Raw genomic sequence first — 23,036 nt, 5'->3', positions numbered from 1 at the left:
ACCCCTGCACGTTCCCGTGCAAGCTTTGTTTTTACAATCATCTGGCTTGATTCGCGCGCGGCATGAACGCTTGCCCCCAATACCGATTTTTCCGGGATCCGATCCGCGGCCCGCTGGTCGCGGTTTCCGCTTTGTGGTGGGGCTGGCTCGCCGTCGCGCCGAGCTACCGGGATGACTGGCTGCTTGAAAACCTGCTGGTGTTCGCCGGTCTGCCGATTTTCGTATGGCTCGATCGCCGCGTCGGATTCTCGCGGCTTTCGACCGTGGCGGTGTTCGTGTTCCTCGCCGCGCACGTCTACGGCGCGCACTACACCTATTCGGAAGCGCCTTTCGGCTTCTGGCTGAAAGAGATCGGCGGCACCGTCCGCAACCCTTACGACCGGCTCGTCCATTTCCTGTTCGGGCTATTGCTTGCCCTGCCCATGCGGGAAACGTTGGCGCATTATGCAAAGGCCGGTCGGGGGTGGACGCACCTGTCGGCGTGGATGTGGATCGCGGCGCTCTCGACGTTCTACGAACTGCTCGAATGGGCGGCGATGCTCGTCGTCGCGCCCGATCTCGGCATCGCGTATCTCGGCACGCAGGGCGATGTCTTCGATGCGCACAAGGACAGCGCGCTCGCGATCGCGGGCGCCGCCGTCGCGCTCACCGCGCATTTCCTTTTCGGGAGACGGACATGAGAAGGCTCGCATCCCTGCTGTTGTTCGCGGCGACCCCGGCGCTCGCGGGCGTAGAGGGTGTCTATCGCCTCGAAGGCGTTCACGAGGCTGCCTCGGGCCTCGAACTCACCGCCGACGGACATTTTCGCTACGGCCTCACCTACGGCGCGCTGGACGAGGTGGGTGAGGGCCGCTGGGTCCGCGACGGTAATCGCATCCTGCTCACCACCGAACCCGCATGGACCCCGCCCGCCTTCGAACCGGTCTCGGCGGAGCGGAACCCCGAATTCACCGTGCGCGTGCAGGTGACCGGCCCGGGCGGGGGCCGCATGAGCTGGCCCGTGGATGTGCTGCTGACATACGCGGACGGCACGGAGACCGAAGGCTATACGCAGCCCTACGGCTATATCCCGAACCTTCCCGAAGACACGAAGATCACGGCGGTGAAGCTCGGCCTCGCCATGTTCGGCTTCATCTCGCCGCCGTTCCCGGTCGATCTCGCCCGCGCCAACGACCTCACCTTCCGCCTCGTGCCGAACAGCCTCGGCCAGCCCCCGTTCAAGGACCAGCCGCTCCTGATCGAAGGCGATGATCTCGTGATGCTGCGCGGCGACGGGCGCCTCACGTACCGCAAGCCGTCCGAATAGACGCCTATTCGCTGTCCATGATGGCCTTGAGCGCGGCCGGCTTCAGGATGCGGAGGCCGCGGCGGCCTTCGGTGGCGATCACGCCCGCGTCCTTCAGCTTGCCGAGTTCGCGGCTCACCGTCTCTATGGTGAGGCCGAGCACGTCCGCCATCTCGGTGCGGGTGAGCGGCAGCTGGATGAGCTGGCCGATGCCGAGGTCGGCGCCGCAGCCGGTTTGCGCCATGCGCCGGTCGATGTCGATGATCAGCCCTGCAAGCCGCGCACTCGCGCTCTTGCGGCCGAGGAACAAGAGCCAGCGGCGGCTGCGTTCCAGCTCGCTCAGCGTGCGTTCCAGAAGCTGGCGTTCGAGCTGTATGTTCTCGGCCATCATGCGCTCGAAGGGCGCGCGCGCGAAGATGCACACTTCCGCCTCGGTCAGCGCGGTGATGTCGTGGTCCACCGTGTCGGCATAGGGCCGCCCGATGAAGTCGGCGGGATAAAGCAGCCCCACGGTTTGCGCGTCGCCCGAAGGCGTCAGCGAGCTCAGCTTCAGCACGCCGCCCAGCACGTTCGCGCAGAGGATATTGTCGTCGCCCTCGAACTGCAGCGACTCGCCCGCGGCAAGCTTGCGCCTACGCCCCAGGCGCGACATTTCGGTCAGCGCGGCGTCATCGAGCGTGCCGCAAAGCGACCTGTCGCGAACAACGCAATCCTCGCAAACTTTGGTCAACCGCTGCTCCATTCACCGAACTTGATTCCGGTCAAAGCTCGCTCCCGCTCACGCCCTTAGCATTATTTTCGCCCATAATTCCACACTTGCGGATCGCCTGCGACCGATTGACCGCCCGGACGGGTTATTGTCGCGAGCGTGCTCAGGGCCGGACAAGTGCCCGCTGCGGCACGCGCACATTGCAGAGGTCGATGAACCCCGAGTCGCGTGCGAACCAGCCGTCGCGCATCCGATGCGCGCGCACGTCCACGTAGTCGCGGAACGATGCGCTGTCGGTGCGCATGATCTCGATGGGGAGGCGTTCGCCCTCAGGCACGTCGCTGCCCACACGAATGCGCCGGATGGGCACGCGTTCTGCCGCCGTCTCGTAAAAGCCGATCGGCCCGGTGCCGCGTTTCAGGCTTGAAAGCGCCTCGATCCCCGAAATCACGCGGCCGACGATCGTCACGTTGCGGTCGAGGTGGCGCGGCGCGTGGCCGATCACGACGTAAAGCTCGCTGCCGTTGCCGCTGTCCGCGCTCTCCGCGCGCCCGACGCCGAGCGCCGCGTAGCAGTGCGTCGCCCACACCGCGCCGTCCCTGCGCGTCGCCGCGAAGCCGTTCACGAAACCGGGCTCGCCGAAGCCGTCCGGGCCGGGAATCGGCGTGAAGGCGACACCCGCCGCCGCGCGGCCGAACTCGGGGTTGAGCGTCGGCGGGATGCCCTGCTTGCGCTGCTTGGCGGGGTCTTCCGCATCCGGGTCGCCCCACTGCACCACGTAATTGTCCTGCACGCGGTTGATGCTGAGCCCGTTGAAATAGCCTTCGCGCACCAGCGTTCGGATATTGCGGACGGTGTTCGGCGCTAGCTCGGGCGCAAGCTCGAACACCACCGTGCTGCCGCCCACGTCCATGTAGAGCGTGTTCTCCGGCACAAGCGGCCGCCACTCCTCCGCCCGCGAGGCGTCGATCACCCCTTGTGACGAGAGCGGCGCAAAGCCCGCGAGCAGGCAGACGAGGGGAAGAAACGCCTTCATGTCCGTCCTTCCGGGTGTAGGGCGAGCAGCGCGAAGCTGCACAGCCAGTGGGATCCCATATAGTCGTCCTCGATGTGCGGCAGGCTCGCGGCGAGGTGGCGCGCGGCGTCATCGGCATCACCGAGTTCGCGCCAGCCCCACGCACGCGTGAAGTTGAAGCCGTCGAGGTGGACGAGCTTGCCGTCGCTGCGATCGCACACGGCGGCGGGCCGCAGCAACGTCGCCGGTTCGCCCACGCCGAGCCGCGGCAGGAAGGCGGCGAGCCAGCGTTCGAACGCACCGGCGGAGAGCGCGCGCTTCATGCACATCGCCTCGACCATCGTCGAAGACAGGAACTCATCCCCGCCCGGTTCCCAAGCCGGGCAGTCGCGGTCCGCCCCGAAATAGGTCTCGGCGCGCTCACGGATCAGCGCCGCCATCGCCGCATCGTGCAGGTCTGCCCAGTCCAGCGAAAGGATGAAGGCAAAGGCCGTGTTCGCGTGCGCGCCGCTGCGGATCGGATAGAGCTGCTTCGGAAAATAGGTCTTGAAGCGCGCCGCAAATGCTTCGGCGAGTGGCGCCAGCGCCCCGCCCCAGCCCCTGTCCGCATGGCGCGCGGCCTCGCCGTGCAGCGCAAACAGCCACGCCCAGCCGTACGGCCGCTCGAAGCTCGCCGACGAGACCCGCGCGAGATAGGCAAGCTCGCCCGCCACATTCGCATCCGTCAGCACCGCATCCGCCCGCGCGGCGATCTCGCGGCTCTCCGGCAGGTCCGGGAACAGCCGCCGGATCGTCAGCAGCAGCCACCAGCTGTGCACGCAGCTATGCCAGTCGTAGCTGCCGTAGAAGATCGGATGCAGCGCGCGCGGCCCGAGCACGTCGGCGGGGCCGTCCGGCACATGGTCCATCTTGTTCGGATACTCCTGCCCCACATGGCCGAGCGCGATGCGCGCGAAGCGGGCGGCGAGAGGAGCGTCGAGGATCATCGGAACGCGAATATATAGATGATGACGAGATTCACCGCGAGCAGCGGCAGCGCCGTCGCGATCTGCGCGCGGATCACACCGTTCCGGTTCTTCAGCTCCAGAAGCGCCGCGGGCACGATGTTGAAGTTCGCCGCCATCGGCGTCATCAGCGTGCCGCAGAAGCCCGCGAGCATCCCCACCGCGCCGATCACCGCGGGGTTGCCGCCCATGCCGTGGATCAGCACCGGCACGCCGATCGCCGCCGCCATCACCGGGAAGGCGGCGAAGGCGTTCCCCATGATCATCGTGAACCCCGCCATGCCGAGCGCAAACACCGCGACCGCCGCGAAGCGGCTGCCGTCGGGGATCAGCGCACCCGCGATGTCGCCCACCACCTCGCCGACGCCCGCGAGCGCGAACACCGCGCCGAGCGAGGCGAGCATCTGCGGCAGCACTGCCGCCCAGCCCACCGAATCGATCAGGCGCCGTCCTTCCTCCAGCGTTGCGACCGGCGGCGGTTTCAGCCAGAGCATCGACACGGCAAGCGCGAGCACGACGCCGATGCCAAGCGACAGCAGCGTCACCTGCTTGGGGTCGAACAGCGGTTCGCCACCCACGCTGATCGCCTTGAACGCCACGGTGCCGACGAGCGCGGTCACCGGAATGATCAGCGCAGGCAGGAACAGCCGGTTGCCGAGTTTGCCCGAAAGCGCCGTCCGCTCGTCCGGGCTCGTCGTCTTCGGCGTGCCGCTGCCGAGCGTGCCTGCACCCGCGAGCGCGACCAGGCACAGCACCAGCACACCGTTGCCGAGATCGCCGAGCCGGTCGCCTGCAAGGAAGCTCAGCGACAAGAGCCCCCAGAACGCCGCGTTTCCAAGCCGCTTGCCATTGCTGCGGTCGCGGAGGCTGCCGATCGCGAAGGCGGCGAACACCAGCCCGGCGAACGTGTAGAGTGCGGGAAGCCCGATCACTTTCGCTCTCCCAATCGCCGGTCGAGCAGCATCAGCCGCGCGCCGTGGATGAGCAGCGCTGCGATCGCGGTCGGGATCGCCCATACCGAGAGTTCGAGCGGCGCAAGGTTGATGCCGTAAGTCTCGAACGTCCCTTTGATGAGCAGGATCGAGGCGATGGCGATGAAGATGTCCTCGCCGAAGAACAGCCCGACATTGTCGGTCGCCGCCGCCATCGCCTTCACCTCTTCGCGCGTTTCGGCATCACCGGCGCCCTGCGCTTCGGCCGCCGCCTCCGCCATCGGCGCGACAAGCGGCCGCACGGTCTGCGCGTGTCCGGCGATCGAGGTGAGCCCGAGCGCGGCGGCGATCTGGCGGACGATCAGGTAGATGATCAGCAGGCGGCCCACGGTCGCGCCTTTCAGGCCCGCGATCAGCGTCCGCGCGCGCTGCTGCAATCCGTAGCGTTCGAGCAGGCCGATCACAGGCAGCACGATCCACACCACGCTCACGTAGCGATTGTCGTTGAACGCCTTGCCGAAAGCGGAGACCACCGCGACCGGATCGAGCCCGCCCGCGATTCCCGTGGCGAGCGCCGCGATCGTCACCACGAGCAGCGGATTGAGCCGGGCCATGAAGCCAAGCACGATGATGACGATTCCAGACAGTACCAGCACGACGCGAGGCCCCCGACTCAAAGCGTCTTTACATCGCGCCCGGCACCTTTAGCATCGGAAAAAATGACCTGTGGGGAAGGGCTTGATGACGCTTCATCTCGCGATCGTGGGTTCCGGTCCGGCAGGTTACTATACGGCGGAGGCCGCCCAGAAGCTGAACGGCGGCGATGTCCGCATCGATATCATCGACAGGCTGCCCACACCCTTCGGCCTCATCCGTGCGGGCGTCGCGCCCGATCACCAGTCGATCAAGGCCGTCTCGCGCCGCTACGAGAAGACCGCGCTTACCGACAATGTCCGCTTCGCCGGCAATGTCAGCGTCGGCGAAGGCGGCATCTCGATTGATGAACTCCTCGGCCTTTACGACGCCGTGGTGCTCGCGACCGGCGCACCGACCGATCGCCCGCTCGGCATCCCCGGCGAGGGTTTGCCCGGCGTCCTCGGCTCGGCGGCGTTCGTCGGCTGGTACAATGGCCATCCCGATTTTGCCGATCTCGCGCCGCCGCTCCATGGCGAGTCGGTCGTCGTCATCGGCAACGGAAATGTCGCGATCGATTGCGCGCGCATCATTGCCAAGCTCCCGGAGGAGTTCGAAGGCGCAGACATCGTGCAGCACGCCGTCGATGCGCTCGGCGTGTCGCAGGTAAAGCTCATCCGCATCGTCGGCCGTCGCGGCCCGCATCAGGTGAGCTTCACGCCGAAGGAGGTCGGCGAGATGGGGGAGCTTGCGCGCGCAACGCCCGTCGTCGATCCGGCCGTGTTCCCGCCCGTGGAAGAAGACGATGCGCTGGAGCCGGGCCTGCGCAAGGTTGTCACTGCGCTGCGCGGTTTTGCCGCCGCGGGTCCGGACCCTGAAAAGCCGGTGCGCGTTCACTTCGATTTCTTCCTGCGTCCTGTCGAAGTGCTGGGGGATGGCAAGGTCGAGGCCCTCCGCCTCGAACGCACGCAGCTCATCGATGGCCGCGCCGAAGGCACCGGCGAGATGCTCGATATCCCCTGCGGCATGGTGATCAGCTGCATCGGCTACCGCACGATCCCGATCGCGGGCGTGCCTTATGATGATCGCGGCGGCCGCTTCGTGAACGAGGAGGGGCGCATATCCCCCGGCCTCTACTGCGTCGGCTGGGCGCGGCGCGGGCCGACGGGGACGATCGGGACGAACCGGCCGGATGGCTTCGCGATCGCGGACCTGATCGCGGCAGAGATCACGCCCGCTGGCAAGCGCGGCCGCGCCGGTCTCGATGCGCTCACGGCCGAAAAGGGCATCGACATCGTCACCTTCCGGGATTGGCAGAAGATCGACGCTGCCGAGGTCGCAAGGGCGCGCGGCAGCGCCCCGCGCGAGAAATTCGTGGCGGTCGACGATATGATGACGACGGTGCGAAGCTGAGGCTTGCGGGGGCGTGACCCCCTCGCTATAAGCCGCCGTCCGCTGTCCCGAGGGCTTCCGCCCACAGCGGCAAATCCTGCGCGTCGGGGAGTAGCTCAGCCTGGTAGAGCACTGTCTTCGGGAGGCAGGGGCCGGAGGTTCGAATCCTCTCTCCCCGACCACGCGCAGCCTTTCGGATCAAGCGGCAGGCTTCGGATCGCAATCTTGGCCGCCGCCGGGAGACTAAGCGTGGCCGATATCCGCATCACTGCAGGTGATCTCGTTTTCCTCGCCCGTCTCGAACACGCGCTGGCGCCCGAGACGTGCCGGTATTTCCTCTCGCTGCTGCCGTACAAAACGCAGTTCGTGCATGTCCGGTGGAGCGGCGAAGGCTGCTGGGTGCCGCTCGGCGACGCATCCGTTCCCTTCACCTTCGAGAACGCGACCAGCTATCCGGCGCCCGGGCAGATGATCTTCTACCCCGGCGGTTAGAGCGAAACGGAGATCCTGCTCGCCTATGGGGCGGTGAGCTTTGCGAGCAAGCTCGGCCAGCTTGCGGGCAATCATTTCCTCACCATCGTCGAAGGGCTTGATCAGCTGCCGGTACTCGGAAAGCGCGCGCTCTGGCAGGGCGCGCAGGATGTCCTGATCGAAAGCCTCTCCTGAACGCCTAAACGGTCCGCAGCGCCTTCGAGATGCCGTCCAGCCCGGCTTCTAGCTCCGCGCGCGTCGTCCAGCCATAGCCGAGGCGGAAGTGCGTGTCGGGCATCTCGAACCAGTGGCCGGGGCCTACATATGTGCCGTGCGCTTCGAGCAGGCGCTTGTAGAACGCGTCCGTACCGCCCGGCGGGACCTCGCGCATCCGCGGGAAGCACACCACGCCGCCTGATGGCTTCACCCATTCCAGCAGCGGCTCCTCCGCCATCCAGTCGCTGACAAGCCCGAGCCGCGTCCGCATCTCTTCCAGCGTCGGTGTCAGCAGCGCGGCGCGGCGGGCAAGCACCTGCTCAGCGATCCACTCGTCGACCACGCTGCCGCAGATGCTGATCTGCTCCTTCGCGGCGAGGAACAGCTCCTGCAGCGCCGGGTCGGTGGTGATCAGCCAGCCGATGCGGATGCCGGGCACGCCGTAAGCCTTCGACAGCGAGGAGACGCTGATTACATGTGCGCCGAGCGACGCTGCGAGCGGCAGCGTGCCGCCATAGGAAAGGTCGCGGTAAGTCTCGTCGACGAGCAGCTTGCAGCCATTGTCGCGCGCGAGGTCCACGAGCTGGCGAAGTTCGGCCTCGCTCAGCATCGTGCCCGTGGGGTTGTGCGGGCAGGTAACGCTGATGATCCGCGTGCGCGGCGTGATCGCGGCGGCGATGCGCGCGATGTCGATGCGGAAGCCCTCCTCGAACTTCAGGTCGATGAGGCTGATCGCGCAGCCGATCGCGCGCGGCGTTTCAAGGTTCGTCGCATAATTGGGGCGGATGACGACGAGGTGGTCGCCGGGCCCGAGCAGCGCGGTCGCAATGATGAACAATGCCGTCGCCGCGCCGCCGCAGACGAGAACGTCGTCCGCCTTCAGGCCCGGCGCGTCCGCCGCGATCAGAGCGCGCAATTGCTCGCTGCCGCGGTGCTCGCCGTAAAGCAGCGTGAGATCGGGGACGGAAAGGCCAAGGCTCGACAGCGTCTGGTCGGTGATCGAGCTTTCAGAGAGATTGTACCGGATATTGCCGTAGCCGTACTCCTCGGGGGATTCGACCTCGATCGGCATTCTGACATAGCGCATGGGAACGACCTCGATGCTGCGGGGCATTGCCCTCAACTATTGAAGCGACCTGACACCAGCTTGTCACCCCGGCCGTCGCGCGCCCGTTCAGGCGATGTCGTACCCTTCCATCACCGTCGGCAGCAGCTCCACGAGCACACGTCTGCGGATTTTCCAGCCTTCGGCGGTCCGCACGTACTCGTCGTCATAGCGTCCGCAGAACTCGGTGCGTCCGCCGTTCTTCAGGATGCTGCGCTGGAAGAAATAGGCGAAGCCGGTTGCGCGGTCGCCTTCCACCGAAAGCACGCGCTGGTTCATCGTCATGTGGATGTTGTGCGTCTGCTGGCGGAAAGCGTTGCCCATGGTTTCGGCGATGTCCACCCGGCCCACGGCGACGGCGAAGCCGCAGTGGCTCGCATCCAGAATGCCGTCCTCGGTGAAGACCTCCGCATAACGGGCCGGGTCGAAGCTGTCTGCGGCGCGCGCATAGTCCGCCTGCAGTCCAAGGATGGCCAGCGTGTCGCCGATGGTCTGCAGGTCGTACATGGCGCTGGTTCCTGTCACGGACGGCGTGCCCGCGCGAACGATGTGCGCGCCTCCGGGCGGTCTTGCCAACGAAAAAGGGCGACCCCCAAAGGGATCGCCCTGATTTTCGTCCGTCTGTCGCTGGATGTCAGCGGCGGCGGCGCAGTGCGCCCATGCTGACGAGGCCGAGGCCGAGCAGGCCGAGCATGCCCGGTTCGGGAACTTCGGGAATGGTCGTGTCTTCAAGCAGGATCGTCGTGTCGACGCGGAAGTTCGATTCCGTCGTGTGGCGCTCCGCGAAGAACAGCTTGAAGGCATAATCTTCGCCCACCGTCAGGCCGAGCGAGTCGAGGCTGCACGAGCCCGACGCCGCGCCGTGCACGCCACCGAGGTCCATGCAGAGCTGGCCGTCGATGTAGACCCAGAGGTCGTCGTCGCCCGTGAAGTTGAACACTTCGCCGCCCTGGTAGGTGAAGCTCGTCTCCAGCTCGAGCGTGAAGTGGTAGTTGTGCGGACGGCCTTCGGTGTCCGTCGCGACGCCGTCGATCGGGAAGAACGCCGAGCTGGCGTAGCTGTAGATCCCCGAGCCCGGCGCGGTTTCGTTGAGCGTCAGGCTCAGCGCGTAGGCGGTGTTCACGCCCGGCACGTCTTTGTACCACTGGTCGAACGACGCGGCGCTCGAAATGGCGCCGGCGCCGGGCGCGCCGATGAAATCGGGGTTGCCTTCGGCGTTGAGCGTGCTGCTGACGAGGCCGGTCGCGAGGCCGCTGATGCCGTCCTCGAAGTCCGGATGCGCGGCAGAGAAGTCGCGCACCGTCGCGGAAAGCGAGATCGAAGCCGCGTCTGCCGGCATACTGGCGAGAAGCGCGATCGCCGTTGCGGCGCTGCCCAGAATGCGAATGTTCATGTCATCCTCCAACTGTCCGGGCGCTTTTCACGTTTTTGCGCCCCCCATTGCGGGAAGATGAAGCAACGCCTGTGCCAGTTGAGCAGAATCGACGGGAATCCGAATGACTCCCGTTCCCGCGTTCGGCAATCCGCTTTCGGAATGTAAATTATACCGGCACCAGAACGATGCCAGCGTTCAGGCGGTCGGGAACTGCGTTTCCACCATCGAAGAGCGCGAGGCCCATTCGTCGTGCAGCTTCGTGAGCTCGGGTCGCGTGCGCTTCCAGTCGAGCGTCGGATGCCGGAAATCGATGTATTCGAGCGCGATCACCGAGAGCATCTCGGCATAGCGGCGATAGGCGGGCGCCGCGTCCAGCATGGCGGGGAGGGCATCGAGCGCGCGCTCGATCTTCCCGCGCCAGCGGCCCTGCCAGTAGATCGACCGCTCGCCCGGCTGCCGCTGCGTTTCCATGCGCCACGCGACGGCGGCGTCGAGGATCGCGTCGATGTGCGCGGCGAGCGTCATCGCCGCCCAGCGCTTGGCATCGCCGGCGGCGGGATAAAGGTCGCCGGCGTCCTTCAGGCTCGCGAGATAGGCGAGGATAACGCGGCTGTCGTGCACCGCCGTGCCGTCGTCGGTGATGAGCGCGGGGACCTTGGAAACCGGGTTCACGGAAACGAGCTCGTCGGGGTCCGCGAGCGGATCCACCGGCACCTCGTCGACAGCGTCCTCGAGATCGAGCTCGCGAACGAACACGCGCACCTTGCGCGCATAGGGCGAGGTGTAGGACATGTAGAGCTTCATGCATGATTCCCTGAACAATTTCGCGCACGCTAGCGACGTGGCGCCGGCAAGGAAAGTCGAACCATTGCGGGGCACGCCATGAGCCGCGCCGACGATCTCGCCTTCGCGCACCGGCTCGCCGATGCCGCGGGCGAAGCGATCCGGCCGTGGTTCCGCGCCCGCGTCGAGGTCGAGACGAAGGGCGACGCCTCGCCCGTCACGGTTGCGGACCGCGCCGCGGAAACCGCGATGCGCGCGCTCATCGAGGCCGAGCGTCCCACGGACGGCATCGTCGGCGAGGAGTTCGGCATCTCCAATCCCGGCGCCTCCCGCGTCTGGGTGCTCGATCCCATCGACGGCACGCGCAGCTTCATCGCCGGGCGGCCGATCTTCGGCACGCTGGTCGCGCTCCTCGAAGAAGGCAGCCCCGTCCTCGGCATCATCGATCAGCCGATCGGGCGGGACCGCTGGGCTGGCGTAGAGGGCGAGGCAACCACGCTGAACGGCGCCGCGATCACCACGCGCCGCTGCCCCGCGCTGTCGATGGCGCTTATCGCCTCCACCGGCCCGCAGTATTTCCACACGCCCGAACGCGCCCGCTTCGAGGCGCTCGCCGCGGCGGCGGGCCAACTCGTCTACGGCGGCGATTGCTACAACTACGGCCTCGTTGCGGCGGGCCACATCGACATCGTCGTCGAGGCGAACCTCAAGCTCCACGATTTCGCCGCGCTCGCGCCCATTGTCATCGGTGCGGGCGGCTCGATGACGGACTGGGAAGGCCGGGCGCTCACGGGCGACAGCAACGGCAGCGTCATCGCGCTCGGCGACGCATCGCTGCTCCCCGAAGTCTCGCGCCGCCTTCTCGGCTAACCCTTCTTCTTTTCGGCGGCCTTGTCCGCTGCCCGAACAGCCGCGCCACTTGCCCCCGCCAGCACAGGCGCGCAGTTCGTGTCCTCCTCGTCGCCGAGGTCGATGAACGCCACCAGTGCGGCAAGCGGCGAAATGAGCGCGCCGAGCACGCCGCCCGCAGCGGCGCGCCCCACGAGTTCGCCCGAGATCGGGTTGACCGTCGGCGCGGCAAACCAGCCGCCTACGCCGATCGGCGACTGGCCGGAGAACAGGCTGGGGTTCTTGGCGTCCGCCTCCACCGCGAGATCGAGGCTTTCATCCTTGAAGCTGATGCGCCCGCCGCCCCGGATCACGTTCTTGCGCGTATCGATGAAGATGGGGTCGGCGCGCGCCACGCCGTTCTTCACGGTAAAGGCGATCAGACCGCACCGGATGCGCGCGGGTTCCTTCAGCTTGTCGCCGAGCGCGGCTTCCACGAAGTCGCCGATGTCGAGCTCCAGAAGCTCGGCGTTGCGAAGCCAGAAATCGCCCTGCGGCAGGATCACGGCGATGCGCCCGTTCGCCGAGCCGAGCGATTCGCGCACATCGTTGCCGTATCCGGTAAGATCCAGCCGGCCTTTCAGAACGCCCTTCGTGCCCGTGCTCTCGATGTCGAAGCCGCGCAGCAGGTCTGCGATCCGTACGGGGCTGAGGTCCAAATCATAGCGCGTGACCACCGGCGAGCGGCGGGCGTTGAGGTCGATATTCCCGGTCAGCGTGCCGCCTGCGAAATCGAACCGCACGGGCTTCAGGGTCAGCAGCCGGTTGTCGAGCCCGAGCGTGAGCTGAAGGTTCTGCAGCGGGATCGTACCCGTCCGCACGTTCGCGGCGCGATAGGCTATGCGCGCGTCGAGACGGCTCAGCCCCTCGGCATTCAATGGCGCATTCGGCAGCACGCGCGGACGCCCGCCCTCGGTCGTGATCGCGCCCTTGCCGCCCATGTTATCGAGCCGCTCGGGCGGAATGCCGATCCACGGGCCAGCGTCGAGGATGTCGAGCGCGCGGCTCGCGAGGTCCGCCGCGATGAACAGCCGTTCGCCGCCGGTGCGCACGGTCATGCTGCCCGAAAGGTCGCTGTCGCCGAACGTCCCTGCGATCTTGGTCATGCGCCATTCGTTCCCCACCGGCCGCAGCTCGCCGCCGAGGTCGAATGCCCGCGTTTCCGGCACGGCGACGCCGAGCAGCAGGAAGGGCGTGGCGAGGTTGCCGCCCTGCGCGCGGACGCTCAGCACCGCACCGTCCAGCTCGGTCGCACCCGGCAGTGTGCCCGCCGCGTCGATATGGCTGTCGCCGACCTCGATGCGGAGCGCGAGGTCGTTGCGCCCGCCCGCGGCCGTCGCGTCGGGACTTTCGAGGCGACCCGTTACGCGGAACGCCTCCCCCATGGAGGTGCCGCCGCCCTTGAAGCCGATCGCGTTGCCGAACCGGCTCGATCGCGCGGCGATCGGCGCGAAGGCGAGGTCGGCAAACAGCCGCCGCGGCGGGTCGCGGTAGGCGAGCGTGGTGCCGGTGATCGCCGCGCGCCGAATCTCGGGAAGTCGGAAGGGCTCGCCGCGCGTGTCGCCGAAGGTCCAACTGTTGCGCTCGCCTGCCTTGTCCCATTCCAGCGCGAAATGCGTGTCCTCCAGCGTCGCCTGCCGGAACAGCACCTTGCCGAAGATCAGCCGCAGGATGTCGATCCTGAGGTCGATGAGCTTCGAATCGACGAAGCGTTCGCCTTCCGCCCAATCAGGATTGGCGACGACGAGCCTTTCGGCGCGGAACTTGATGTGCGGGTTCGAATACAGCTGGAAATCACCGCCGACGCTCACCTCGCGGCCCACGATGCTGGTGGCGATCCGCTCGAAGGGGCGTTCGAGAAAGCGCCCCTTGGTGATGAACAGGATCAGCCACACCAGGAACAGGATGCCGATCACCCACAGCACGGCTTTCAGCGCGAGCTTCACAGGGTTCGGAAACCGATCCCATGTGTCTCGGCCGGACTGGCCCAATTCCCGGCTCCATTCGCGGATGGACGGCGTCTGCATGAGAGGACTAACGTGCGGCGATGATCGAGCGTTCCCCGAAACATGGTCTTGCCGCCGCACGAATCGACACGCCGACTGGCGAGATGCTCTGCGTCTGGGGCACGGACGGCCGCGTGCGGGCGCTCGAATGGGCGGATAAGGACGATCGCTTCCAGACGCTGCTCGCCCGCTATCAGGGGCCGGATACGGTGCTTGAAATGCAGGAAGCGGCCCCTGCGCACGTATCCCGCGCGCTTGCCGCTTACTTCGAAGGCGATTTCGCGGCGACGGCGGCGGTCGAGGTCGATCCCGGCGGCACGGCCTTCCAGAAGGAGGCGTGGGCGGCACTCCGGCGCATCCCGCACGGTGAAACGCGCACCTATGCCGAGCAGGCGGCCGCCATCGGCCGACCCGCGGCCGTGCGCGCCGTCGGCGCGGCGAACGGCGCGAATCCTGTGGCGATCATCGTGCCCTGCCACCGCGTGATCGGCGCGGACGGTTCGCTCACCGGCTTCGGCGGCGGCATCGAACGCAAGCGCTGGCTGCTCGCGCACGAGCGCGCGCCGGTCGCCGCGGTTCAGCCCGGGCTTTTCGGCTAGTTCAGGTTCAGCCCTGCCGGGAAAGCGCCAGTTTCAGCCCGAACGCGATGAAGACGCCGCCGGTCAGCCGGTCCATCGTCTTCACCACGCGGGGCCGCGCAAGGAACCGGCCGAGCGGCACCGTCGCGGCGATCAGCACGGCGAACCACAAGGTGCCGAGCACGACGTGCACGCCTGCAAGAAGGAAGGAAAACCCCGCGGGATCGACCCCGGTCGGGATGAACTGCGGCAGGAAGGTGATGTAGAACACCCCGATCTTCGGGTTGAGCAGATTGGTGACGAGCCCCCGCGTGAACGCCTCGCGCGCGCTGCCGCCGGTCGCGGCGCTGCCCGTGGCGAGCGCCGTGCGCGGTTTCAGGAGCAGACCGACGCCGAGATAAAGAAGATAGGCCGCGCCCGCCCATTTCACGATCGTGAAGGCCGTTTCCGAGGCCGCAAGCAACGCGCCGAGGCCAAGTGACACTGCTCCGCCCCAGATCAGGCAGCCAAGCCCGATGCCGAGCGCTGCGAACGCCGCGCTGCGCGGGCCGGTCGTGGCACTCCGCAGCACCATCGCCGTATCGACGCCGGGCGTCAGCGTCAGCACGGTCGCGGCGGCGGTGAAGGCGATCAGGGACTGGGTGATGGTCATATCCGGCTTCTAGAACAGGTGATGAGTCGCGTACAGCGCTGCTCCCGTGCGCTGCCGGGCTTGCTCTCCACGCTTCGGCCAGCTATAGCGCGCGCTTCGAAAAACGTGACCGCCCGGCCAGTGTGGGCTGCCGAGGCGGTCTTATAGCGTTTCAAGGAGACGGAAATGCCCAAGCTCAAGACGAAGAGCGGCGTCAAGAAGCGGTTGAAAATCACCGCGACTGGCAAGCTCAAGCACGGCGTCGCTGGCAAGCGCCACCGTTTGATCAGCCATAATTCCAAGTACATCCGCCAAAACCGCGGCACCGACGTGCTGGCCGACTGCGAGACCAAGAAGGTCTTGAAGCAGTGGGCGCCTTACGGCCTGAAATAGGAGGATAGTCCATGGCACGTGTCAAACGCGGCGTAACCACGCACGCCAAGCACAAGAAGATCCTGAAGGCAGCCAAGGGCTACTACGGCCGCCGGAAGAACACCATCCGCATCGCGCGTCAGGCGGTCGAGAAGGCCGGCCAGTACGCGTATCGCGACCGGAAGGTGAAGAAGCGGAATTTCCGCGCACTCTGGATTCAGCGCATCAATGCCGCTGTCCGCGAAGAAGGTCTCACCTACGGCCGGTTCATGCACGGCCTGAAGCTGGCCGGCGTCGAGCTGGACCGCAAGGTGCTCGCCGATCTCGCCGTCCACGAGGGCGAAGCGTTTAAGGTCATCGTCAAGCAGGCAGAAGCTGCGCTCGCGAAGGCCGCGTAAAAACGCGAACCAAAGCAATGGGAAGGCGCGGCGCTGCTCACGGCAGCGGCCGCGCCTTTTTCTTTATGTAACCGGGGTTCAATGATGTCCGACCTTTCCGCAGAGCAGGGCGAATGGCTCGCCAAGATTTCCGCTGCGCCTGATGCTGCCGCTGTCGAGGCGCTGCGCGTCGCCGCGCTCGGCAAATCGGGGGCGATCACGCAGCAGCTGAAGGCGCTGGGCGGCATGGACCCCGAGGCACGGAAAGTCGCGGGTGCGGCATTGAACGTGCTGCGCGAAGCGGTGTCGGGTGCGCTCTCGGCGCGCAAGGAAGCGCTTGAAGCGGCCGAACTCGATACGAAGCTCGCGGCAGAGGCCGTGGACGTCACGCTTCCGGTCGAACCCGCGCGGCTCGGCACCGTCCACCCGGTGTCGCAGGTGATGGACGAACTTGCCGAAATCTTCGCCGATCTCGGCTTCGCCGTCGCGACCGGCCCGGAGATCGAGGACGACTGGCACAATTTCACCGCGCTCAACATTCCGGAATCGCACCCGGCGCGCGCGATGCACGACACCTTCTACTTTCCCGAACAGCTCGCGAAGGAAGGCCGCCGCTTCCTGCTGCGCACGCACACCTCGCCCGTGCAGATCCGCACGATGGTGAGCGAGCAGCCGCCGATCCGCATCATCGCGCCGGGCCGCGTCTATCGTTCGGATTCGGACGCCACGCACACGCCGATGTTCCATCAGCTCGAAGGGCTGGTGATCGACCGCAACATCCACATGGGGCACCTCAAGTGGACGCTGGAAACATTCATCAAGGCCTTCTTCGAGGTCGATGACGTGACGCTGCGTTTCCGCCCCAGCTACTTCCCCTTCACCGAACCGTCGGCCGAGGTCGATGTCGGCTGCTCGTGGGAGGGCGGCACGCTCAAGATCGGCGGCGAAGCGTCGTGGCTCGAAATCCTCGGCTCGGGCATGGTGCATCCGCGCGTCATCGCGGCCTGCGGTCTCGATCCCGCCGAGTGGCAGGGCTTCGCCTTCGGTGCGGGCATCGATCGTCTGGCGATGCTCAAGTACGGCATGACCGACCTTCGCGCCTTCTTCGATGGCGATGTGCGCTGGCTCAAGCACTACGGTTTCTCGCCGCTCGCCGTACCCACGCTTTCGGGAGGAGTCGGCGCATGAAGTTCACGCTTTCGTGGCTGAAGGACCACCTCGACACCGCCGCTTCGCTTGAAGACATCGTGCTTGGCCTCACCCGCGTCGGGCTCGAGGTCGAAGGCGTCGACAATCCCGCCGACCGTCTCGCGCCGTTCCGCGTCGCGAAGGTGCTGGAGGCCGCGCCGCATCCGCAGGCGGACAAGCTCCAGGTCCTGAAGGTCGATACCGGTGCGGGTGAACCGCTGCAGGTCGTCTGCGGCGCGCCCAACGCGCGCGCAGGGCTGTACGGCGTATTCGCCGCGCCCGGCACTTATGTGCCCGGCATCGACGTCACCTTGAAGGTCGCGGCGATCCGCGGCGTCGAATCGCACGGCATGATGTGTTCGGAGCGCGAGCTCGAACTGTCCGACGCGCACACCGGCATCATCGACCTTGCCGGTGAACCCGCTGTCGGCACGCCCTTCGCCGAGGTGCTCGGCCTCGACGATCCGGTCATCGAGGTCTCGGTCACGCCGAACCGGCAGGATTGCATGGGCGTGCGCGGCATCGCGCGCGATCTCGCCGCGCTTGGCCTCGGCACCTTGAAGCCCGGCACTGTCGAAAGCGTCGAAGGCGGCTACGACTGCCCCGTCGAGATCCGCACCGAAGATCCCGAAGGCTGCCCGGCCTTCTTCGGCCGCGTCGTGCGCGGCGTGAAGAACGGCCCGTCGCCCGCGTGGCTGCAGCGCCGCCTCACAGCGATCGGCCTGCGCCCGATCTCGGCGCTCGTCGACATCACCAACTTCATCACCTTCGATCGCGGCCGGCCGCTGCATGTCTACGATCTCGCGAAGCTCTCCGGCGCCGTCGTCGCCCGCCGCGCGGCGGAAGGCGAGAGCGTCGTCGCGCTCAACGGCAAGACCTACGCGCTCACCCCCGAGATGACCGTCATCGCCGACGCGCGCGAGGTCCACGACATCGCGGGCATCATGGGCGGCGAGCATTCGGGCGTCGAGACCGAGACGACCGATATCCTCATCGAATGCGCATACTTCGACCCGCCTGGTATCGGTCGTACCGGTCGCGCCCTCGGCCTCACCTCCGACGCCCGCGCCCGCTTCGAACGCGGCGTCGACCCGGCCTTCCTCGAAGGCGGCCTCCAGCTCGCCACCCGCATGGTCCTCGATCTCTGCGGCGGCTCACCCAGCCGCGAGCTCCGCGCCGGCGAGCCCCCCGAGGTCGCGCCGCAGGTCGACTACACGCCCGACCTCACCGAGCGCCTCACCGGCGTCACGGTCGACCCGGCGAAGCAGGCCGAAATCCTCGCCGCACTCGGCTTCGCCGTCGAGACCGGCGACACATGGCGCGTCACCGCCCCCTCATGGCGCCGCGACGTGGACGGCCCCGCCGACATCGTCGAGGAAGTCGTCCGCATCTCCGGCTTCGATGCCATCCCCTCCACGCCGCTCCCGCGCGCCGAGGGTGTCGCGAAGCCCACCGCCACGCCCGCCCAGCTCACCGAACGCACCCTCCGCCGCGCCGCCGCCGCGCGCGGCCTGGACGAAGCGGTGACGTGGAGCTTCATTGCGCCGCAGGAGGCCGAGAGCTTCGGCGGCGGTATATTCGCCCTCGAAAACCCGATCTCCGCCGACCTCGCCGTCATGCGGCCATCGCTGCTCCCCGGCCTCATCTCCGCCGCGCAGCGTAACAGCGACCGCGGCGCGACCTCGGTCCGCCTGTTTGAACTTGGCCGCCGCTATCTCGGCGAGGGCGAGCGGCTGACGCTCGGCCTCGTGCTTTCCGGTGCGCGGCAGGAAAAGGATTGGCGCGAGGGCGCGGCGAAGGGCTTCGACGTGTTCGACGCGAAGGCCGAGGTGCTGGCGCTGCTCGCCGCCGCCGGCGCGCCGGTTGATCGCGTGCAGGCCTATACGGGCGCGAGCGCCTGGTACCATCCGGGTCGCTCCGCGAAGCTCGGCCTTGGCCCCAAGACGATCCTTGCGGAGTTCGGCGAGCTTCACCCGCGCCTTGCCCGTGCATTCGATCTGCAAGGCCGCGTCGCTGTCGCCGAGGTGTTCCTCGATGCCATCCCCGCGCCTCGCGGCAAGCGCGGCCGTGCCGCCTATTCGCCGCCTGCGCTACAGGCCGTGACGCGCGATTTCGCCTTCGTTGCCGACAAGGCGCTCGCGGCGGACGCGCTGCTCCGCGCGGTGCAAAAGGCGGAGCCGAAGCGCATTGCGGCAGTTCGTCTGTTCGATCTGTTCGAAGGCGGGGGTATCGAGCCGGGCAAGCGCTCGCTCGCCGTGCGCGTGACGCTGCAACCCGACGAGCGGAGCTTTACCGAAGATGAGCTCTCCGCAATCGCCGGAAAGATCGTCGCGTCGGCGCGTGCGGTCGGCGGGGAACTGCGCGAATAGGCGTTTCGTTTCGTCGCAAGCACGGATTGTGAAGCGTTGGGGTCTGCTATAGCGTTCCGGTAGCGGCAGTTCCGCCGTCCGGAGTTCTCCCCTTATGCCGCTGCTGCATTTTCTGGAAGGCGGCGGTAATATGGGCCGCGCGATCCGGGCTTTTGATTGGTCGGCAACGCCGCTTGGTCCGGCAAAGGACTGGTCTCCTACGCTGAAGTCGACTGTCGCTTTGGTGCTTAGTTCACGCTTTCCCAAGTGCCTCGTCTGGGGCCCGGAGCTCATCTGCATCTACAACGATGCCTTCGAGCCCATTCTTGGGAGTAAACCGGAAGCTCTCGGCAAGGCGTTTAGCGATGTCTGGTCGGAGGTTTGGAATGAAATCGGTCCAATAGCGGAACGCGCCTTTGCCGGAGAGGCGACGTTCATTGAGGATTTCTCGGTTACGGTAAACCGCCACGGCTATCCTGAGCAGGCGTGGTTCACTTTCTGCTACAGCCCTGTGCGGGATGAACTGGGCAATGTCGTCGGCATGATGGATACGGTCGTGGAGACGACCGCAATGGTCGAAGCGCAGCGCCACGCCACGCTTCTCAATCAGGAACTCGCGCATCGCATGAAGAATATGCTCGCTGTTGTTTCTGCGGTGGTCGATCAGACGTTTCGCACGTCCTCTCCCGAAGATTCACGTAAACTTATCGCGCAACGCTTGCAGGCGCTGGGACATGCGCACGACGTGCTGACCCGGTCACGCTGGAGCGACGCGCCATTAAAGGACATCTTAGAGGAAACGCTCCGGCCGCATGGCAATGCCGCGGCCATTCATTTTGGGGGGCCGTCGATTTATCTTTCCGCCGACCAATCGCTATCCATTGCGCTTGCTGTGCATGAGCTTGCGACCAATGCTACTAAATATGGCGCGCTTTCAGTGCCTTCGGGGGAGATTGATATCCGTTGGCACGCAGGACAGGCCGGCACGGATGAACCGTTCGCCTTTGAATGGATCGAGGCGAATGGTCCCCCGGTCGCGTTGCCAAAACGCCGAGGGTTTGGATCGCGTCTCCTGCAGCGCGCGCTGGCACCCCAATTTGGCGGGGCGGTCGACTTGATGTACCGCCCAGAAGGCCTTCGTTTTAGGCTTCAAACGACCATGAAACGACTGAGGACAGATGTTTCTGTAGCCGCATAAGGTGAGGCGGATTTGCGCGCTTTTTTGCCGTCCTGGCCGGGCATCTGGTAGTTTTTCTTAAGGTTCGGTCGGTAACCATGCCGACATGCCCCTGTCGCGTGCCTTCGAGCCGATCACGGCTCTTGCGCAAAAGCGCAAGCCTTTGCTGTGGCTCATGCTCGTGTCGGGTCTCATGGGGATTGCCGCGTTCATGGAACCGGCGGACCTCGCGCTTCTCACGCTGCGCAACAAGATTCGCGCCCAGCCGGTAAGCGGCGAGGTGGCGGTGGTCGGTATCGACGACGAGTCGATTGCGGCAACGGGTCCCTGGCCATGGAACCGTGACCGCCTTGCCGCACTCACCGATCGGCTCTTTGCTTCCGGTGCCGACCGGGTGTTCTTCGATCTCTATCTGCCGCCGCTCGATGCAGAGGGAGACCGCGCATTTGCGAAGGTCATAGACCGGCATCCGGGCGCCGTGTTCCTGGCCAGTACGAACGACTACACCGCCGATGGAAAGACGCGCGTCCTTGAGCCGTCGAGCCTTGGCGACACCGCCGAGGTGGTCTCGACGATGAAGTTCCTGCGCTACTGGAACGGCGTCCCCGATCTTGCCTATCGGCAGGTGATCGGAGACCGGGTGCGCCGGTCGATGGAGACCGCAATCGCTGGTGTGGACGGGCCGCTCGGCGCGCGGTTCCCGATCGACTACTCCTATACGCTGGCGTCGATCCCCTACGCGAGTGCCGCCGATGTTCTCGCTGGGCAATCGGAACTCGACGTCAAGGGGCGGACGGTCGTGGTCGGGCTCAATTCGAAAACGCTTTCGACACGCCTCGCCATGCCCGGACAAGGGCACGCGACGAGCGTTTTCGTCACTGTCCTCGGTGCCGAAACGCTGAAGGCAGGCCGGCCTGCTGTCCTCGGTTGGTGGCCTTTGTGGCTGTTGGCTGCTGCCGTGTCCGCAGTGCTGCTTTACGGCAGCAATCGGCTCAAATGGATGCTCGGCGTGCCGGGCCTTGCTGCGCTTCTGGTGCTGCCGCTGGCCCTCGAACACGCGCATGTGTTCGTCGAGGCAGCGCCGGCACTGTTGCTGGCCGCGGGCTCGCTCGTCGCTTTCGCGTGGCAGCAGGTGCTCGAACGCCGGCGGGAGCTTGGTCTCGTCCATCCCGTTTCGGGTCTCCCAACCGTCAACGCGATGCTTCGCCGCGAGGATCTCGTCTCGTCGGAGCTTTTGATCGCCGCGCGCGTGCGCCGCTTTGCGGATATCGTCAGCACGCTGCCCCCGGATTTCGAGCACGAACTCACCAAGCTCATCGCGGCACGCCTGTCGATCGGCACGACCGGGGCGCAGCTCTGGCACGGCGACGACGGCAATTTCGTCTGGCTGACCAACGCTTCGGAACTCGAACTGGTGGTGGACCAGTTCAAGGCGATGCAGCTTATCTTCCGTAGCCCCATCAAGGTCGCCGAGCGCAGCTACGATGTGGACGTTGCCTTCGGTCTCGATCGCGAAACCGCGATGCCGATGTCGCACCGTCTCGCCAGCGCCCTCGCGGCCGCGCACGCGGCAAGCGAGGAAGGCGTCTGCTGGATGGTGCACGACCCGGCGACGGCCAAGGCCAAGGAATGGAAGCTGTCGCTGCTCGGTGAACTCGATGATGCGCTCGAAGCGGGCCACATCTGGGTCGCCTACCAGCCGCAGCTCGATCTCCGGACGGCGGTGATCACCGGCGCGGAAGCGCTGGTGCGCTGGACGCATCCGGTGCGCGGTCCCATCAGCCCGATGGATTTCGTGGAGATTGCCGAGCGCAACGGCCGAATCGGGAAGGTCACGGCCTTCGTTCTCGATCGCGCCGGTGCCGTGACGCGCGATGTTCTGCGTCGCAATCCGACGTTTCGGATGTCGGTCAACCTGTCGCCGAGCGAGCTGTCTTCCCGCATGATCGTGGATGTCGTGCGCTCCGTGCTCGCACGGTATCAAATCCCTGCGGATGCTCTCGTTCTGGAAATCACGGAGACGGCTGCGATCGCCGAGGGGGAAGCTGCGCTCGCAACGCTCAACGAGCTTCGTATGCTCGGCATCGGCATCGCCATCGATGATTACGGCACGGGGATGTCGACACTGGAGTATCTGCGCAAAATCCCGGCGACCGAACTCAAGATCGATCGCCGTTTCACCAACGCGCTTCTGAATGGGCCGGCAGATCGCGCGGTGATGGTGTCGACCATCGAGCTTGCGCATATCCTGGGGCTGGAGGTCGTCGCGGAAGGGATCGAAACGCCCGAGCAGCTGTTCGCGCTTGCGCAGATCCGCTGTGATCGCGGTCAGGGCTACCACATCGCCCGACCGATGGAGGATTCCGACCTCAAGGAGATGATCGACTATCCCGCCAAGGTTAAGGCAAGTGGTTAATTTTAACGGTTAATGCTTGTAAACCATATTCGTTAAGCATAAATACCGGCATGGCAGTTTGCCATTACTGTGATGCTGGGGAACAAAAATGCGTACGAATGCGACTCGTAAGCCGGTTCAGCCCGCGAAGGGTTT

Annotated in this window: 22 protein-coding genes, 1 tRNA gene and 1 pseudogene; 13 read left to right on the top strand and 11 right to left on the bottom strand. The window is 66.2% G+C overall.

Annotated elements, in window-relative coordinates; translation table 11 throughout:
* Positions 1-62: 62 nt before the first annotated feature.
* Together ACE3TJ_RS08030 and ACE3TJ_RS08025 are read left to right on the top strand one after the other, a co-directional pair.
* The gene (locus ACE3TJ_RS08030; protein WP_374595590.1) at positions 63-680 is read left to right on the top strand and encodes a DUF2238 domain-containing protein; all 618 of its coding nucleotides are present in this window, start codon (positions 63-65) and stop codon (positions 678-680) included.
* Complete coding sequence (locus tag ACE3TJ_RS08025) at positions 677-1,306, top strand: hypothetical protein (protein ID WP_374595589.1); 630 nt, start codon at positions 677-679, stop codon at positions 1,304-1,306. Before ACE3TJ_RS08030 ends, ACE3TJ_RS08025 begins: the two co-directional genes overlap by 4 nt.
* 4 nt (positions 1,307-1,310) lie before the next feature.
* Here the strand turns inward: ACE3TJ_RS08025 and ACE3TJ_RS08020 are convergent, their stop codons facing one another.
* From ACE3TJ_RS08020 to ACE3TJ_RS08000, 5 genes are all read right to left on the bottom strand, one after another.
* Positions 1,311-2,015: a Crp/Fnr family transcriptional regulator gene (locus tag ACE3TJ_RS08020; protein WP_374595588.1), complete on the bottom strand. Its 705-nt coding sequence runs from the start codon at positions 2,013-2,015 to the stop codon at positions 1,311-1,313.
* A gap of 142 nt (positions 2,016-2,157) precedes the next feature.
* Positions 2,158-3,030 (bottom strand): peptidylprolyl isomerase, encoded by an 873-nt coding sequence (locus ACE3TJ_RS08015; RefSeq protein ID WP_374595587.1) that lies wholly within the window; start codon positions 3,028-3,030, stop codon positions 2,158-2,160.
* On the bottom strand, positions 3,027-3,995 hold the full coding sequence (locus tag ACE3TJ_RS08010; protein ID WP_374595586.1) for a DUF2891 domain-containing protein: 969 nt from the start codon (positions 3,993-3,995) through the stop codon (positions 3,027-3,029). Before ACE3TJ_RS08010 ends, ACE3TJ_RS08015 begins: the two co-directional genes overlap by 4 nt.
* Complete coding sequence (locus tag ACE3TJ_RS08005) at positions 3,992-4,945, bottom strand: DUF979 domain-containing protein (RefSeq protein WP_374595585.1); 954 nt, start codon at positions 4,943-4,945, stop codon at positions 3,992-3,994. Before ACE3TJ_RS08005 ends, ACE3TJ_RS08010 begins: the two co-directional genes overlap by 4 nt.
* Positions 4,942-5,601: a DUF969 domain-containing protein gene (locus tag ACE3TJ_RS08000; RefSeq protein WP_374595584.1), complete on the bottom strand. Its 660-nt coding sequence runs from the start codon at positions 5,599-5,601 to the stop codon at positions 4,942-4,944. Before ACE3TJ_RS08000 ends, ACE3TJ_RS08005 begins: the two co-directional genes overlap by 4 nt.
* Before the next feature lie 85 nt (positions 5,602-5,686).
* Here ACE3TJ_RS08000 and ACE3TJ_RS07995 point away from each other — a divergent pair, with 85 nt between their 5' ends.
* From ACE3TJ_RS07995 to ACE3TJ_RS07985, 3 genes and pseudogenes are all read left to right on the top strand, one after another.
* Positions 5,687-6,991 carry an FAD-dependent oxidoreductase gene (locus tag ACE3TJ_RS07995; RefSeq protein ID WP_374595583.1) on the top strand — a complete coding sequence of 435 codons (1,305 nt, stop codon included), beginning with the start codon at positions 5,687-5,689 and terminating at the stop codon, positions 6,989-6,991.
* An 84-nt stretch (positions 6,992-7,075) separates the two neighbouring features.
* A tRNA-Pro gene (locus ACE3TJ_RS07990) sits at positions 7,076-7,152 on the top strand.
* 67 nt (positions 7,153-7,219) lie between these two features.
* Positions 7,220-7,636, top strand: a pseudogene (locus ACE3TJ_RS07985) (DUF3830 family protein).
* A gap of 4 nt (positions 7,637-7,640) precedes the next feature.
* Here the strand turns inward: ACE3TJ_RS07985 and ACE3TJ_RS07980 are convergent.
* From ACE3TJ_RS07980 to ACE3TJ_RS07965, 4 genes are all read right to left on the bottom strand, one after another.
* Entirely contained in the window at positions 7,641-8,771 is a 1,131-nt protein-coding gene (locus ACE3TJ_RS07980) for a pyridoxal phosphate-dependent aminotransferase (protein WP_374595582.1), read from the bottom strand.
* Positions 8,772-8,831: 60 nt separating this feature from the next.
* A complete protein-coding gene (locus ACE3TJ_RS07975) occupies positions 8,832-9,287 on the bottom strand; it encodes a nuclear transport factor 2 family protein (RefSeq protein WP_374595581.1) in 456 nt (151 codons plus the stop codon).
* A gap of 109 nt (positions 9,288-9,396) precedes the next feature.
* On the bottom strand, positions 9,397-10,155 hold the full coding sequence (locus ACE3TJ_RS07970) for a fibro-slime domain-containing protein (protein WP_374595580.1): 759 nt from the start codon (positions 10,153-10,155) through the stop codon (positions 9,397-9,399).
* A 177-nt stretch (positions 10,156-10,332) separates the two neighbouring features.
* Positions 10,333-10,941 (bottom strand): glutathione S-transferase N-terminal domain-containing protein, encoded by a 609-nt coding sequence (locus ACE3TJ_RS07965; RefSeq protein ID WP_374595579.1) that lies wholly within the window; start codon positions 10,939-10,941, stop codon positions 10,333-10,335.
* A 78-nt stretch (positions 10,942-11,019) separates the two neighbouring features.
* Here ACE3TJ_RS07965 and hisN point away from each other — a divergent pair, with 78 nt between their 5' ends.
* Entirely contained in the window at positions 11,020-11,790 is a 771-nt protein-coding gene (gene hisN, locus ACE3TJ_RS07960; protein ID WP_374595578.1) for a histidinol-phosphatase, read from the top strand.
* Here the strand turns inward: hisN and ACE3TJ_RS07955 are convergent.
* Positions 11,787-13,835 (bottom strand): AsmA family protein, encoded by a 2,049-nt coding sequence (locus ACE3TJ_RS07955; protein ID WP_374595577.1) that lies wholly within the window; start codon positions 13,833-13,835, stop codon positions 11,787-11,789. The genes hisN and ACE3TJ_RS07955 overlap by 4 nt on opposite strands.
* 20 nt (positions 13,836-13,855) lie before the next feature.
* Between ACE3TJ_RS07955 and ACE3TJ_RS07950 the strand changes: the two genes are divergently transcribed.
* Positions 13,856-14,413 carry a methylated-DNA--[protein]-cysteine S-methyltransferase gene (locus ACE3TJ_RS07950; RefSeq protein WP_374595576.1) on the top strand — a complete coding sequence of 186 codons (558 nt, stop codon included), beginning with the start codon at positions 13,856-13,858 and terminating at the stop codon, positions 14,411-14,413.
* 7 nt (positions 14,414-14,420) lie between these two features.
* On the opposite strand, the gene ACE3TJ_RS07945 is transcribed toward ACE3TJ_RS07950, so the two are convergent.
* Positions 14,421-15,044 (bottom strand): LysE family translocator, encoded by a 624-nt coding sequence (locus tag ACE3TJ_RS07945; protein ID WP_374595575.1) that lies wholly within the window; start codon positions 15,042-15,044, stop codon positions 14,421-14,423.
* 165 nt (positions 15,045-15,209) lie between these two features.
* Between ACE3TJ_RS07945 and rpmI the strand changes: the two genes are divergently transcribed.
* From rpmI to ACE3TJ_RS07915, 6 genes are all read left to right on the top strand, one after another.
* Positions 15,210-15,416: a 50S ribosomal protein L35 gene (gene rpmI, locus ACE3TJ_RS07940; protein ID WP_121050721.1), complete on the top strand. Its 207-nt coding sequence runs from the start codon at positions 15,210-15,212 to the stop codon at positions 15,414-15,416.
* An 11-nt stretch (positions 15,417-15,427) separates the two neighbouring features.
* Complete coding sequence (gene rplT / locus ACE3TJ_RS07935) at positions 15,428-15,793, top strand: 50S ribosomal protein L20 (protein WP_374595573.1); 366 nt, start codon at positions 15,428-15,430, stop codon at positions 15,791-15,793.
* Between the two features lie 84 nt (positions 15,794-15,877).
* On the top strand, positions 15,878-16,960 hold the full coding sequence (pheS, locus tag ACE3TJ_RS07930; RefSeq protein WP_374595571.1) for a phenylalanine--tRNA ligase subunit alpha: 1,083 nt from the start codon (positions 15,878-15,880) through the stop codon (positions 16,958-16,960).
* The gene (pheT, locus tag ACE3TJ_RS07925) at positions 16,957-19,329 is read left to right on the top strand and encodes a phenylalanine--tRNA ligase subunit beta (protein ID WP_374595569.1); all 2,373 of its coding nucleotides are present in this window, start codon (positions 16,957-16,959) and stop codon (positions 19,327-19,329) included. The genes pheS and pheT overlap by 4 nt, the downstream gene beginning before the upstream one ends.
* Before the next feature lie 94 nt (positions 19,330-19,423).
* Positions 19,424-20,506 carry a sensor histidine kinase gene (locus ACE3TJ_RS07920; protein WP_374595567.1) on the top strand — a complete coding sequence of 361 codons (1,083 nt, stop codon included), beginning with the start codon at positions 19,424-19,426 and terminating at the stop codon, positions 20,504-20,506.
* 85 nt (positions 20,507-20,591) lie between these two features.
* Positions 20,592-22,901, top strand: a complete 2,310-nt coding sequence (locus ACE3TJ_RS07915) for an EAL domain-containing protein (protein ID WP_374595565.1) — start codon at positions 20,592-20,594, stop codon at positions 22,899-22,901.
* Positions 22,902-23,036 lie beyond the last annotated feature (135 nt).

This window comes from Sphingosinicella sp. (genome assembly GCF_041916975.1).
Taxonomy (GTDB): Bacteria; Pseudomonadota; Alphaproteobacteria; order Sphingomonadales; family Sphingomonadaceae; genus Sphingosinicella.
This window is presented reverse-complemented; position numbering and strand designations above follow the sequence as displayed.

What these genes read in the sequence shown, in the direction of transcription:
- ACE3TJ_RS08030 (WP_374595590.1), top strand. Translation starts at nt 63, where the DNA reads ATGAACGCTTGCCCCCAATACCGATTTTTCCGGGATCCGATCCGCGGC.
- ACE3TJ_RS08025 (WP_374595589.1), top strand. Translation starts at nt 677, where the DNA reads ATGAGAAGGCTCGCATCCCTGCTGTTGTTCGCGGCGACCCCGGCGCTC.
- ACE3TJ_RS08015 (WP_374595587.1), bottom strand. Translation starts at nt 3,030, where the DNA reads ATGAAGGCGTTTCTTCCCCTCGTCTGCCTGCTCGCGGGCTTTGCGCCG.
- ACE3TJ_RS08010 (WP_374595586.1), bottom strand. Translation starts at nt 3,995, where the DNA reads ATGATCCTCGACGCTCCTCTCGCCGCCCGCTTCGCGCGCATCGCGCTC.
- ACE3TJ_RS07995 (WP_374595583.1), top strand. Translation starts at nt 5,687, where the DNA reads ATGACGCTTCATCTCGCGATCGTGGGTTCCGGTCCGGCAGGTTACTAT.
- ACE3TJ_RS07980 (WP_374595582.1), bottom strand. Translation starts at nt 8,771, where the DNA reads ATGCCCCGCAGCATCGAGGTCGTTCCCATGCGCTATGTCAGAATGCCG.
- ACE3TJ_RS07970 (WP_374595580.1), bottom strand. Translation starts at nt 10,155, where the DNA reads ATGAACATTCGCATTCTGGGCAGCGCCGCAACGGCGATCGCGCTTCTC.
- ACE3TJ_RS07965 (WP_374595579.1), bottom strand. Translation starts at nt 10,941, where the DNA reads ATGAAGCTCTACATGTCCTACACCTCGCCCTATGCGCGCAAGGTGCGC.
- hisN (WP_374595578.1), top strand. Translation starts at nt 11,020, where the DNA reads ATGAGCCGCGCCGACGATCTCGCCTTCGCGCACCGGCTCGCCGATGCC.
- ACE3TJ_RS07955 (WP_374595577.1), bottom strand. Translation starts at nt 13,835, where the DNA reads ATGCAGACGCCGTCCATCCGCGAATGGAGCCGGGAATTGGGCCAGTCC.
- ACE3TJ_RS07950 (WP_374595576.1), top strand. Translation starts at nt 13,856, where the DNA reads ATGATCGAGCGTTCCCCGAAACATGGTCTTGCCGCCGCACGAATCGAC.
- ACE3TJ_RS07945 (WP_374595575.1), bottom strand. Translation starts at nt 15,044, where the DNA reads ATGACCATCACCCAGTCCCTGATCGCCTTCACCGCCGCCGCGACCGTG.
- rpmI (WP_121050721.1), top strand. Translation starts at nt 15,210, where the DNA reads ATGCCCAAGCTCAAGACGAAGAGCGGCGTCAAGAAGCGGTTGAAAATC.
- rplT (WP_374595573.1), top strand. Translation starts at nt 15,428, where the DNA reads ATGGCACGTGTCAAACGCGGCGTAACCACGCACGCCAAGCACAAGAAG.
- pheS (WP_374595571.1), top strand. Translation starts at nt 15,878, where the DNA reads ATGTCCGACCTTTCCGCAGAGCAGGGCGAATGGCTCGCCAAGATTTCC.
- pheT (WP_374595569.1), top strand. Translation starts at nt 16,957, where the DNA reads ATGAAGTTCACGCTTTCGTGGCTGAAGGACCACCTCGACACCGCCGCT.
- ACE3TJ_RS07920 (WP_374595567.1), top strand. Translation starts at nt 19,424, where the DNA reads ATGCCGCTGCTGCATTTTCTGGAAGGCGGCGGTAATATGGGCCGCGCG.
- ACE3TJ_RS07915 (WP_374595565.1), top strand. Translation starts at nt 20,592, where the DNA reads ATGCCCCTGTCGCGTGCCTTCGAGCCGATCACGGCTCTTGCGCAAAAG.